Annotated in this window: 10 protein-coding genes; 7 read left to right on the top strand and 3 right to left on the bottom strand. The window is 42.8% G+C overall.

Features of this window, described 5'->3' with window-relative positions; genetic code table 11:
• Positions 1–2 precede the first annotated feature (2 nt).
• From FPZ42_RS06735 to FPZ42_RS06725, 3 genes are all read right to left on the bottom strand, one after another.
• Positions 3–662 carry a peroxiredoxin-like family protein gene (locus FPZ42_RS06735; RefSeq protein ID WP_146269732.1) on the bottom strand — a complete coding sequence of 220 codons (660 nt, stop codon included), beginning with the start codon at positions 660–662 and terminating at the stop codon, positions 3–5.
• A 77-nt stretch (positions 663–739) separates the two neighbouring features.
• A complete protein-coding gene (locus FPZ42_RS06730) occupies positions 740–1288 on the bottom strand; it encodes a carboxymuconolactone decarboxylase family protein (RefSeq protein WP_146269731.1) in 549 nt (182 codons plus the stop codon).
• Between the two features lie 119 nt (positions 1289–1407).
• Positions 1408–2265 (bottom strand): helix-turn-helix domain-containing protein, encoded by an 858-nt coding sequence (locus tag FPZ42_RS06725; RefSeq protein WP_146269730.1) that lies wholly within the window; start codon positions 2263–2265, stop codon positions 1408–1410.
• A gap of 463 nt (positions 2266–2728) precedes the next feature.
• Between FPZ42_RS06725 and FPZ42_RS06720 the strand changes: the two genes are divergently transcribed.
• The 7 genes from FPZ42_RS06720 to FPZ42_RS19145 all read left to right on the top strand — a co-directional run bounded on the left by FPZ42_RS06720 (position 2729) and on the right by FPZ42_RS19145 (position 13449).
• Positions 2729–2956, top strand: coding sequence for a hypothetical protein (locus FPZ42_RS06720; protein WP_146269729.1), 228 nt, complete (start codon positions 2729–2731; stop codon positions 2954–2956).
• Positions 2957–3485: 529 nt separating this feature from the next.
• Positions 3486–4871, top strand: coding sequence for a DUF2254 family protein (locus tag FPZ42_RS06715; protein ID WP_146269728.1), 1386 nt, complete (start codon positions 3486–3488; stop codon positions 4869–4871).
• A 669-nt stretch (positions 4872–5540) separates the two neighbouring features.
• Positions 5541–6902 carry a sensor histidine kinase gene (locus FPZ42_RS06710; protein WP_146269727.1) on the top strand — a complete coding sequence of 454 codons (1362 nt, stop codon included), beginning with the start codon at positions 5541–5543 and terminating at the stop codon, positions 6900–6902.
• Positions 6903–7854: 952 nt separating this feature from the next.
• Positions 7855–8103, top strand: a complete 249-nt coding sequence (locus tag FPZ42_RS06705) for an Arm DNA-binding domain-containing protein (RefSeq protein WP_146269726.1) — start codon at positions 7855–7857, stop codon at positions 8101–8103.
• A gap of 531 nt (positions 8104–8634) precedes the next feature.
• Positions 8635–11766 carry a SusC/RagA family TonB-linked outer membrane protein gene (locus FPZ42_RS06700; RefSeq protein WP_146269725.1) on the top strand — a complete coding sequence of 1044 codons (3132 nt, stop codon included), beginning with the start codon at positions 8635–8637 and terminating at the stop codon, positions 11764–11766.
• 9 nt (positions 11767–11775) lie between these two features.
• Positions 11776–13254 (top strand): RagB/SusD family nutrient uptake outer membrane protein, encoded by a 1479-nt coding sequence (locus FPZ42_RS06695; protein WP_146269724.1) that lies wholly within the window; start codon positions 11776–11778, stop codon positions 13252–13254.
• Between the two features lie 24 nt (positions 13255–13278).
• On the top strand, positions 13279–13449 hold the full coding sequence (locus FPZ42_RS19145) for a hypothetical protein (RefSeq protein WP_186458703.1): 171 nt from the start codon (positions 13279–13281) through the stop codon (positions 13447–13449).
• Position 13450: the final 1 nt, after the last annotated feature.

Here is a 13450-nt window from a genome sequence, read left to right as displayed (position 1 = left end):
GATCATAAATTTTTAAGTACTTCCAATATTTCTGCAGGTTCAGCGCGTTTACGGTAATCTGCGTCCACAAAAGCATATTTAATGATACCATTTGTGCCGATGACATAAGTGGCAGGCACAGGGAGTTCATTCGTAGCCACACCGTTATAAGTTTCCAGTTTGTGGAAGTCGTTATAGATTTCGATCAATTCATCATTTAAGGTGAACGCGATACGGAACTGCCGGGCTACCTCATTGTTGTGATCGGTCAATACTTCAAACTCCAGGTTGTTCTTTTCTGTGGTATCCAGTGATCTATCCGGTAGCTCGGGAGACAATGCAACAAGGGTTGCACCAGCTGCTTTAAATTGGGGCAAAAAGCTTTGCAGGTAGCGCAATTGAATGTTACAGTATGGACACCAGCCACCACGATACCAGGTTAACACTACCGGGCCGTCTTGTAATAAAGCTGAAAGTTTAACCGGCTTATTCAATGCGTTCTTTAACTCAAAATCCGGAACCCTATCCCCCAAATTCAACGCGGTTTTATTCAATGACTTGATCTCATTGATTCCATTCTCGAACTTATCCTGTAAGCCTTCAGGTGCTTTGGCATTCCATGATCGTTGAAAGTCGGCCAGTGCATTAACCAGTGATGCAGTATCTAGAGGTTGTGTGTTCATTATTTGATGTTGTTTGATAAAGTGAGTGCGAATAGTAGAAGAAAGGAGGGAGGAGACTTGCTACCTCCCTAATATTATTATATAGTTGCCGTTTCCAACTCCGGAGCTAAAGGCCAGTCTACCGGGATGTCGGTTAGGGCGTGCAGGTAGTTGGTGATGATCTTGTCGCCTATGATGATCACCACATCAATCAGGTTTGCCTCGTCATAACCGGCAGCGTAAAAGCTTTCCAGCGCTTCTGTACTTGCATGACCACGATTCTCGGTTGTGCTTTTTACCAGTTTGGCTAAAGCATCCAGTTTGGCATCAAAGCCGATATTGGCTCTACGGATATCTAAGATCTGCTCGTCTGTAAAACCGTTCATTTTGGCAAATTGGGTATGAGCACTTAGGCAGTAAGAACAGTTGTTTACCTGGCTTACCACCAGATTGATCACTTCGCGTTCTTTTGCACGAATAGAAGATTTTCTGTTTTGAAGCGCCAGGTAATCGCTAAGCGCCGTATCGGAGTGGGCGAAGATGGCATATAGGTTTGGTACGAAACCTACCATGCCGTTCAAATTATCAAAAATAGCTTGGTTAGCAGGTGATACTTGTTCTTTAATTGGAATTGGGAAATTTTTCATGACTTGCTCTTTTTTAATTGTAATGTCTATTTGATTGACAATACAAAGGTGGGCTTACGAGCAGGCCTGGCGAATAGAGATACTTCCCGTTGTGATGTAATATTTGCCTTTACGAAGTTTTAAGTGACGATGGTAGCTTTGGCACTCCGAAAGTCTGATGGTGCAGATCCGGTCTGCTTTTTGAAGAAATTACTGAAATAAGCCGCATCATCATAACCCAGGTCATAAGCGATTTCCTTGCCTGATTTATCGGTATACATCAGCAGCCTTTTTGCTTCCAGTATGATTCTTTCCTGTATGACGGCCAGGGGCGATTTGTGGTTATAAAGCGCGAAATAGTTCGCTAGTGTTTTGGGCGATCTGTTTAACTGATCGGCGTAAAATTGCACCGCGTGATGCTTACGGTAATTGTTCTCCACCATTAAATTGAATTTACGCAGCACGTCAAGCTTATCTTCGGTCAATGCCTGTTCTTTAATATATTGCTTTTTAGCTAAGCGGGTTACAATAATGATCAGCCGCTTGAGTATCATTTGAAGCATGTCACGTTGTATACCGTCCGCCTCTTCAAATTCGTCGATGAATACCTCGAGCAACAAGTTTAGTTTTCTTTTATGCTTTTCGTCCAGCTCTATAAACATTACTTCTGCGGAACTATAAAACAGAAAGCCCACACAACTGACCTCCTTATCATGGTCTACGATGCAGTAGAAGTTCCGGTTATACTGCCAGGCAATGATATGCTGTGGCTTTTCAAACGTAAAGGTCTGGTTGACCATGAGCGGTAGGATTGTCTGGGCGGGAAACAAATAATCGATACCGTCAATGTTGACACTTTGTGAAGGTCCGTTATTCCACGCAATCGTCAGAAACTTATCATTACGGTCTCGCTGAAAGAACAGTCTGTCGAAACGGCCCTCTCGTATAGTCAAATGCAGTTCGCCAGCAGAGATAGGATCGATAAAATGCAGCTTCATAAACTTGTTGAAATGGAGGTCAAATGCAAATATAAAGAAGTATTGTAAGGCAAACGCATACACTATTCACGCGCTATGGGGTGCTAACTTTGAGTTATCGGTTTGGTAAAGCTATTGCAAACCAACGAAAGCACGATGCTAACGGTGCTAAGAGTGAGCAGAATAGGGTCAAACAATGATCAGAACGACTGAATATACAAAGGGTTGGAGAGGGGTTAACTAATGAACCCTCAAATCAGCGATTTAACGAGTTTTCGATGTCTCCGATGCCGGATTTTGTGCGCACCACCTGGGCTCTATATCAAAACGCCGATTTATTACAAGAAACCGACTTTTTTTTAATTATGCAGAGTATAATTGGTAAATTTTGTAAAACTGAACGACCTGTAGATAACACTTACTAGGATCGGTCAAACATTTATCGGATTCGTTCGGTTATAAAATAAACCCTTAAATTACCATTATGAAAAAGATTTTTTCACTGGCTGTCGCGCTTATGCTAGGCGTGTCAAGCCTTACATTTGCAAGTACTTATCAGGATACGACGAAAATGACCAAAAGCGGGAAGCTAGACCGCCGGTACAATGCCAATAAACATTTGAAAAAAGATGGTACAATGGATATGCGTTATAAATCAAGCAAAAGTGCAGCGAAGAAAACAACTACGACGGTCGTTAAGAAGAAACAGTAGTTTTAGCTCTTTCAGCATCTTTTTTATTTTATATGGCAACGAATGTGATAGATTGTTAGTGAGTATTTAGTGTTCGTTTTCATGTTTAACAGCACATAACGCTTATGTTTACTTTAGCGCTGCTTAATTGCCAACGGATAGCAATATTAAGAGGAAGCAGGCGGCCTGAGAACCTCAAGCCGCCTGCTGCTACCATTGCCCGGCATTTATGGAGCAAATCTTAATTATTGATGATGCCCTGGTTAATCATAGAAAAAGAAGCCCCTCCTTATCACAAAGCAGTATTAATATTTGTTCGTCTGTAGACCCGTTCTAAGGGTGGTTTCTGACATAAATATTAATTTAGTATAGTTAGCAAGTCATAATTAATTCTGATAAATAATTCTATGATCAGATAATTTCTTTTATTGGTTAAAGTTTTTTTGACTACAGGGCCAGATAAACAAACTTATTTACTCGTTTAGAGATTAAGATTAGTAAGGTTGCGTTAACTCAGTTTTGAAATTTTTTCCCGCTTTAGACACTAAAAATGCCAAAGATTAAAACCGGCGACTCCGTTTTTGTAATTGTGCGTCGTGCTTTCTCTGAGTTTCTGCTGCTTCCTTCTATCGTAATTATTTTGTTTTTGGCTTTGGCAGGACTAACCAGCTTTTTAGACCAAGAACGAATCACAACCTTGAAGCCGGTTCGTCAATTTCTTCAGCAACATATTTTTGCCGATCCGGAAGCGACGAGCAATTTATTGGGCGCGATAGTATCGGGCACCATTTCTGTAACGACATTGACAACAACCCTACTCTTGGTAATTGTTCAGCAATCCGCAGGTTCAATGACAGCGCAGGTATTTGATCAATTTCTCCGGCGGAAAACTAATCAGTTTTACCTGGGATTTTTTGTTGGTTTGGCGTTGTATTCGATGATTATCCTTGCTACAGTAAACAAGCCTTTCAATCCAGTTTGGGGTGGGACTACTGCCTTCTGCCTGACTGCCCTGGCACTTTACTTTTTAGTGTTGTTGATGTATACTACCATCAACCAGATGCGACCTGCAGAAATTGTTAATGCGATATATTATCGGATCGTAGCTGCCAGAGAAAGGCAACTTAAAACATTTTCCTTTACAACTTCTGATGTTGAATTCATTAACGAAAGTAAAAGCGTAATACTTTGTGAGAAGGGCGGTTATGTTACAGATATTGATACAAAACTGCTTGCAGAATTCATGAAATCCAATTTCCCGCTAAGCAAAGTTGCCTTTACCATTTGCTTGGGTGATTACGTGGCCTACGGTGAGGAACTTGCCCAAATTATTAATGGCGAGAATCACGAAAACCAAATCAAAAAAGCTGTTTTAAATCACATCAGGTTCGATATTCAAAGAGACTTGGACAACGATGCAGGATATGGCATCAGTCAAATTGAGACAATCGCCTGGACATCAATTTCAACAGCTCACTCGAACCCGGCTCCTGGTGTGCTCTGTGTAAATCTCATGCATAATATTTTAGGCGTATTAGCAGATGAGGGTTCATTACATAAAGACCAAGATTGCAACTTTATCGTATACACAGATAATGTTTTTGAAGAGTTAATGAGTGGGTTTGAGAATTTATTGGTCGTGTCGTCCGAATCAATGCAGCATCAAGTCTTTATTAGCGTATTACATACGCTCATAAATATGCTTAGGAAGTTGTCACCGGAATTGCAGAACCGCAGTGAAGCAGTTATTCTACTTGCTCTTTCAGTTATGGGTGATCATGCGTATACCAAGTCTCTGCAGGAAATTTTATTAAAGGTATCAAAGGAATTAAGCCTGATTGGTCTGACAGAAACTGCGGTCAAAGTTGAAAATGCACGGAAACAACTGGAGAGTAGTTTAGGTGTTCTGAACTCAAGGTCAACAAGGGTAAGATAGCGTAATTCCCGCGATCTTTGCAAAACTTAACACTATTAATCTGTGCAGCAAACGCACTTCCGAAGGCTGCGTCGCAACAATGAATATGTTGAAGATTTTTAAATGTATTTGAACCGTAGACTTGAACAGATAACGCCTATTCAGTAAATAATTTACATTAAATTAGCTTTGATAAGCTATCGCCGCCTTATTTTGATCCAGGGTTTAACAGCGATCCGATTTGATCGTATGCAAAACTATCGAACAATGACTGATTTGAACATTTGCGTATTAAAATATCGAACATGGATATTATTAATTACAATCTAGGCGGGTTGCACCATTAAGATATATGGCCAAACTACATCTGTTCCCCCAAATATCATAGAGCACCTCCGATCAGCAAAGCTAGATTATAATAAAGGAAATTACTCACCGGCGTTAAATACTGCTTTTGAAGTATTACATAAAGCTGTTTTGGTCAGAGATTCAAGTGTTATTGCAGATGCAGAAAATCTGATAGGGTTGGTTGAATTATCACAAAACCGGACCTCTGAAGCCCTCATTCGATTCAGTCATGCCAGATTGATTAATCAAAGGCTAAAAAACGCTCATCGATTAGCTGCTAATCTGCTCAATATTGGATTGGTTTACGCTGACCTTCACAAACTTGACAGCGCAATAGCCATCATGAAGGAATCGCTACACATTAGTCATGATAACAAAATTGCTAACCTTGTCGCAATGGGTAATAACCATCTTGCCGACTTCTATTTCAGAAAAGGCAGAAGCGACAGTGCAGCGACTATATTCCAAAGTGTGATCCGCGATAACGCTTATCAGGATAACTGGGAGAACAGTTTCGCTTACGCCGGATTGGCAAAGATCGCCCTCCGTAAACAACAATTCAGATCTGCAGCAACTTATGCTGACCTGGCTTACAGATTGGCCATTGTTACGGAAGCTAAGTGGGATGCCGCTCAGGCACTTGATCTATCACATCATGCATATTCGGGCATTGGTGAATACAAGATCGCCTATAAGCGATTATCGCTTTATAAGAAAATTACCGATAGCTTATTCAATGCCGGAAAAGAAAAACAGATCAGCACGCTTGAGCTAAGATCAAAGGCTGCTGAGAATACTGCGCTAAGAAATGAGATTCTTTTGCTTGACCAACAAAAGGCGATAGATCGCTTACTTGCTATAGGAGTTGTATTCATGCTTATTTTCGGCATTTTGATAGCGGTAATATTTTACAAGAGAACCACTTACCGTAATCAATTGCTGCTTAAAGATCTGGCACTTCAGGCCGAAAAAAACAAAGCTTTCGAGGACGATAACTTCAGACTTGAGCAACTAAATCGCGATAAAGACCGGTTATTATCGATAGTGAGTCACGATCTGAGAAGTCCTTTTTCGGCGCTGCAAACGACATTGATGCTGTTCAAAGACCATGACATATCTCCGGAGGAACTTCCAGATATCGTTGAAGATCTTTCAGACCAGGTCAGTAAGGCTTCACTGATGCTCGACAGCCTTTTGATCTGGGCAGCCAATCAGCTCAGGGGCGTCGTGACACAGCCGGTTGCTATTGACCTTCCATTAAAGGTCGAAAAAGTGATCAGCTTCTTTAAGGCGGCTGCTGATAGTAAGCAAATTAGAATAGACATGGAACGCCCTAGTCTTCCGCTGATCTACGCCGACGCTGACCAGCTCAGGATAATCATTCAAAACCTGGTCTCGAATGCACTGAAATTTACGGCATCCGGAGGATCGATATCAATCAGTTTTGTGATCAGTGAACAATATATCGATCTATTGATCGCGGACAGGGGCGTTGGTATGCAACAAGCGTTCCTTAACAAAATCATTACAGGTAATGAAGCACATATTTCCAGTCGTGGAACGTCTAATGAAAGAGGAGTAGGGTTAGGGTTACAACTGGTTAAGGATTTTGCGATCCAAAATAATATTTTGTTATCGGCCACGTCAGAACCAGGTATGGGAACGACCTTCATTTTATCATTCCCTCTGCCGAGATCCAAATGATTTGAACGGCTTGTGTATGGACTTTTGACTTTAGGTGTTCATCGCCAAGTTTAAAAGCCGCAAGTCCTTTGGATATTTCTATGAGAAGGAGCCAGCGCCAATATCTTTGCGTCAAAGACAACATCAGTCACATATATCTGTTTGGCGGTTGCATCGCTGCTAAATTTTCGTTCTACTCCGCTTATAAGTATCACCAGCGCACATATGATGATAGTGCGAATACTGATCTATTAAGCCTAGAAGTAAGCTTGGTTTTTCTTAACCAGTTTTAGAAGCTTAGGTCTTATCAGCATTGACGGCGTACCCAATAACACAGAGGCTAACAATTGCAATTTAAGCATTGTGCTTTCACTCTTTCCACTGCGCAATACTCCTGCGTAGAAAAAGCGGATGAACGTTTCCTGCACATAAAATTTACGGTCGTTGATGAATTAGTCCCGATACTAAGATCATACAATTACAGTAATAAAACAAAATTTAACGCCAAACATGTTAGGACGAATTTCTGTGCAAAAAAGAGCTTTGTGCTTAGTTTAGTACACTTAAAATATTTGATTACTAAATAAAATTGTATATTAGTATCGCGCTGATTCGTAGCATTGCAATTAGAAACGAGTAATTTAGAGAGTAGTTCAAAATAGCCTTTTTAAGATATTGTAAATCAAAACGTTGTATGGTAGGTTCATTTCCCTCCCTCACCGCTTAGAGATCTATCAAAAACACTCAAAAGCCTGTAAATCATACGATTACAGGCTTTTTTGTTTTACGAAAATACTGAAAATATGTCCTGTTTCGCAAAGTTTTAGTGTAACATTCAGTGTGACTTTTTTTTGAAAGAAAAGTCACACTGAAAAGCTTGTAAGTTACTGACATACAACATGGTCAATAACTAAACATCTTGACTCCTAAATGCCACTTTTCGATATTTATTCACCCTTTTAAATGTGACTTTATGTTAGAAAAAAGCTTTGGGTTATTGTTTTACCTCAGAAAACAGCGCAACGAAGAAACAGGATTGATGTACATCATTCTTAGAGTTACGGTTGATGGACAAGAAAAGGAAATGTCTGTAAAGCGTAAATGGGCGTATTCAAGTTGGAATGCTCACGCTAATCGTGCCACCGGAACAAGAGAGGACGCCAAACAGCTGAACGTTTATCTTGACAGCGTGCAGTCAAAGGTATATGATGCCAGACAATAAGATCACATCAGGCCTACTATGGTGGCTTTTGTGCTTAAGTAAATTTGAGAGGGTGTCCCGTAAATATTTGTCTGATATACTAATTTCTGTCCATCCACTAAGCACAATATTAAAAAACAGATTGATAGGAAAATAAATAAATAAAATATAAAATCTATAGAATTTGTAGATATTGATTTAATTTTTACATTTGCGGTGTAACACAACACGCAAAATGAATATTTTTCATCCAACACAAGGATCAAAGTTTCTGCTTAACATGGTATCTCTGCCCATGTTTGCGTGTACCCGCTGTTGTTGCTGCTAATACTTTTTCCATAGTCAAACATCTAATGATCTGCAGCGAGGACTGCAGTCATTATTATTTACACCATTTTACCACCATGAAATAATTTGTCCGGATATAAAAAACCGGCAAGGTAGCCTTGCCGGTGTGCGGATGTGAGATCAGCTCTGTAACGGCAATCACTCACTGATCTTCATCCTCTGCTTACTAATGAACCCAATCATCACATAAACATTTTTAAAGATATGGAATATTATATCCATGATAAAAATCTACCTATAAAGTTTCTCAGAATACTCCTTCTGATCTTAGCTCCGGTGGTAGCATTCGGGCAAAATGAGCCTAAGCCTACCATCAACTCACGTTTAGAAGGCACCGTACTCGATTCAATCACCAGCCAGCCCGTACCGGGCGCGGTTATCCGTATAAAAGGGACTACCAACGCGGCAACATCAGATGTTAACGGCCGCTTTCAACTGGTTACCGGCCAAAGTTTTCCGTATATACTTGCTGTATCATTTATAGGTTATAAAACCAAAGAACTGGTAGCCAAAGGCAGCCCCGTAACCATTAAATTAATAGAGAATGTTAATCAGCTTAACGATGTAGTTGTAGTGGGATACGGCACCCAGAAACGGACAGATATCACCGGCTCTGTTGCATCGGTATCAAAAAACCTTTTAAAACAACCGGCGGCATCTTTCGATAACCTTTTGCAAGGATCGGTATCGGGCGTGGCAGTTACACAAAACTCGGGGCAGCCGGGCGGTTCTGCAACTATACGTATCAGGGGCGGTAACTCCATCTCATTCGGTAACGCGCCGCTTTATGTTATTGATGGATTTATTATCTATAACAATAATGATAACGTGAACATCGGCTCCAACGGGCCGAGTGTAAACGCACTGTCGACCATCAACCCGAGCGATATCGAATCCATAGAGGTGCTAAAAGATGCATCGGCTACGGCCATATATGGTTCGCGTGGTGCAAACGGTGTGGTTATCATTACTACCCGCCGCGGTAAAAAAGGAACCAACAACGTAAGCTTTAGCACTTATGCGGGCCAGCAAAGGGTATCTAAAAAGTTAGAGCTGCTGAACGGCTCGCAGTGGGCATCGCTGATAAACGATGTGAACGTGAGCGACAACGTAGCCAAAACCTATACCGAGGCGCAGGTAGCAGCCTTCGGTAATGGGTCCGACTGGCAAAGTGCAGCCATCCGCAACGCGCCGCAATACAATGGCGAGTTATCTGTATCTGGCGGTGACGAGCGCTCACGCTATTTGATATCAGGCAATTACTTTAAACAGGATGGTACGCTGCTGAATACCGGCTTTGAACGCTACAGCGGCAGGGTAAACATAGAGCGGAACATCAATGATAAATTCACGGTATCGGCCAATATCTTCTCCAGCCGTTCAAAACAAAATAAGCTTTATGGCAGCGGTTACAACAGCATCAACTTTAACAGTGCTTTTGCCAACCTGATAAGTACCTCGCCAATTGCACCTATATATAACGCAAATGGCAGTTACAACACGGCTAACGCGTTCAATGCAACGCCAACCAACCCGCTGCAGGATATTGCCTCAACCACCAATACATCGCTGCTTACCCGAACACTAGGCAACATTGCCGGCGAGTACAAATTGCTGGATGAACTGGTGCTGAAAGTAACCGTAGGTGCCGACTTGTTGAATACCACGCAAAATTACTACGCGCCATCATACACCGGCTCACCGGCGGGCAGCTCTAACGGTTATGCGGCGCAGGGGTACGCTTCAATTGGCTCGGGCTATGCCAACAGCTGGCTTAACGAGAATACACTTACCTGGAGTCATACTTTTAACAAAGATCATTTTGTTACCGTATTGGGCGGCTATACCACCCAGCACGAGCAGGTGGCATCATCAGTAGCCAGCGCGCAAAAGTTCCCTAATGATCTTACCACCTTCAATAATTTATCATATGCAGGTGTGGCCAATCTGCCGCAATCTACAGGTCGTAGTGCTTCGTTAAACTCGTACCTGGCGAGGGTGAATTACTCTTATCAGCATAAATACAATCTTACTTTATCTGAAAGGCTGGATGGTTCGTCAAAACTCGGGGCTAATCACAAATGGGGTTCGTTCCCGTCCGTAGGCCTTTCATGGAACGTGAATAAGGAAGCTTTCCTGATGAACAACAAAACCGTTAACAACCTTAAACTGCGCTTGAGTGCCGGCCAGACAGGTAACTCTGAAGTGCCGGCATACAGTTCGCTGGTTACTTTGGCACCAACCAATTATTATTTCAACAGCACGCTGGTTACGGGTATTGCCCCATTGCAATTAGCTAACCCCGACCTGAAATGGGAAACCACAACGCAATATGATGCCGGTTTTGACCTTGGCTTATTTAACGACCGCGTAAACCTGGTGTTTGATGCCTACTACAAGAAAACTACCGATCTGTTGCTGAACGTGCCGCTTCCGCTTTATACCGGTTATGCCAGCGCGCTGGAAAACGTTGGTAGTGTGGAGAACAAGGGTATTGAGCTGGGTTTGAATACCGAGAATATCAAATCCAGTTCGTTTAGCTGGAAAACTAACCTGGTATTTGCCATTAACCGTAATAAGGTGCTTAGCCTTGGGCCAGGTGTAAACAGTTACTTCCCGCTGGCACCAACGGGCCGCCAGTCGCCGGTTATTGTGAAGGTGGGTGAGCCGGTAGGAACTTTTTGGGGATACAAAACCAACGGTTTACTAACCGCTGCCGATATAGCTAACCACGTGCCTGTGCTTACCGGCGTGCCGCAACAGGTAGGCGATACCAAATATGTTGATACCAACGGCGATGGCGTAGTAACTACCGATGACCGCCACAGCCTGGGCAGTGCACAGCCTAAGTTTACAGGCAGTATTACTAACACCTTTACCCTTGGCCATTTTGATTTGTCGGTTTACTTTACTGGCTCTTATGGCAACAAGATCTTTAACCTGTTGCAGCAAACGCTTGAGCGCCCTACGCTGTCGCTCAATGCATCGGCAACTTTGCTGAACCGCTGGAGCGAAAGCAACCCTAACGGTACGGTAGCCCGCGCAACTAATGCGCCGGTACCACAAATAACCGACAGGTATGTGGAGAACGGATCATACCTGCGCTTAAAGAACCTTTCGCTGGGGTATAACTTCAGCAGTGATCTGCTGGCTAAATTACACGCCAAACAACTGCGCATTTATGCATCGGCACAAAACCTGGCCACGATAACCAAATACACCGGCCTTGATCCCGAAGTGAATTTTTATGACAACGACAATACCAAGCAAGGTATTGATTACGGCAGCTACCCCGCCGTGCGCACATTTCTGCTGGGTTTAAATGTCACCTTTTAAAGCATCACCATGAAACAGAACATACCACATATCACATTAATTATTGCCGGCGCTGCATTGCTGTTTGCATCGTGCAATAAACTGACGGAAACCCCAAGTTCGGTGATCGTTGCCGATCAGTTTTATAAAACACAGTCGGACGCTGTATCTGCCGTAAATGCAGCCTACAGCAGTTTGAACAGCGATCCTGCAGGAGACTTTCCGCTGTATGGTCGTCAGTTAAATTTGTTGACAGAGAACGGCAGCGATAACCAGATCTACAGTCCCAGCAACACCAATCCTGATGTAAGGGCTTTAGGTACCGAAACCTATATATCAGCCAATAGCCGCGTACAAAAAGTATGGCAACAGCTTTATTACGGTATCAACCGTGCAAACATCGCTATAGATAAAATACCGGCCATACAGGCCGATACTGTAGTACTGAACAGGCTGGTGCGCGAGGCTAAATTCCTGCGCGGCTTGCTTTACTTTAACCTGGTAAGGCTGTATGGCGCGGTGCCGCTCATCCTGCATGATCCTACATCTATCCAACTGAAAGACCTGCAACAACCACGCACACCTGTAGATAGTGTTTACCTGCAAATAGTAGCCGACCTTAAAGATGCGACGTCTCTGCCAAAAACCTATAGCGGGTCTGACAAGGGCAGGGCAACATCGGGTGCGGCACATGCGCTACTTGCAAAAGTTTACGTAACCCGTCAGCAATGGCCGGCGGCATTAACCGAGCTTAATCAGGTGATAAACGGTGGTTATGGTTATTCGTTATTCACCAACTACCGCGATGTGTTTCAAAAGCCGACAAAGAATGGTGTGGAGCATATTTTCTCAGCACAGTTTGAGAGTAATCTTGGTGCCGCCAACAGTGTGCAGAACCTGAGCCAGAGTTTTAGTTCGTTTAACCCCGGTACGCTGCCGATAGATATTCCGGCAGATCAGAACCTGGTTAAGCTTTTCAGCACAAATGATACCCGCCGTGCAGTTACTTTCTACAGCGAGGTGTACAACGCTGCAACCGGCAAAACGGTGGTGTACAGCAACGCTTACACACCTTATTTTAACAAGTTTGTTGATTACAGTCTTACGCCGTTAACCACGCAAAGCCAAAGCGGTATCAACTATCCCATAATACGCTATGCCGATATTCTGCTGCTTTATGCCGAAGTACGCAATGAGATAGATGGAGCACCATTAACAGATGCTTACAATGCTATTGACCAGGTACGAAATCGTGCGCAGATTGGCGGTTTAACCAAAGGCCTAAGCCAATCGGCTTTCCGCGATTCGGTTTTTCTGGAGCGCCGCAAAGAGTTTATACAGGAAGGCCACCGCTGGTTTGATCTGGTGAGGCGCGGCGGTACCTACTTGGTTGATGCTTTGCACACACTCCCTGCAAAATCGGCAGCGAGCGATAAAAATAAACTGTATCCTATACCGCTGATAGAGCTGCAGCAAAATCCAAAGCTTACTCAAAACCCCGGATATTAATTCATCACCATAAAAACTAACGCTATGACATTATCAGATGTAAACATTTTAGTAAAGAAGATATTGGTGGGCATCATTGTTACCATAGTGCCCTTCGCCATTATTTTCACCGGATTGTGGTTTACGCCCAAACTCCTCAGCAGCCACAAACCCAAACAACCCGATACCATTATTAAACAGATACCAAAGCCATAAA

Source organism: Mucilaginibacter achroorhodeus, assembly GCF_007846095.1.
GTDB lineage: Bacteria > Bacteroidota > Bacteroidia > Sphingobacteriales > Sphingobacteriaceae > Mucilaginibacter > Mucilaginibacter achroorhodeus.
The sequence above is the reverse complement of the archived record's forward strand: the minus strand, read 5'-3'. Positions and strand labels throughout refer to the sequence as shown.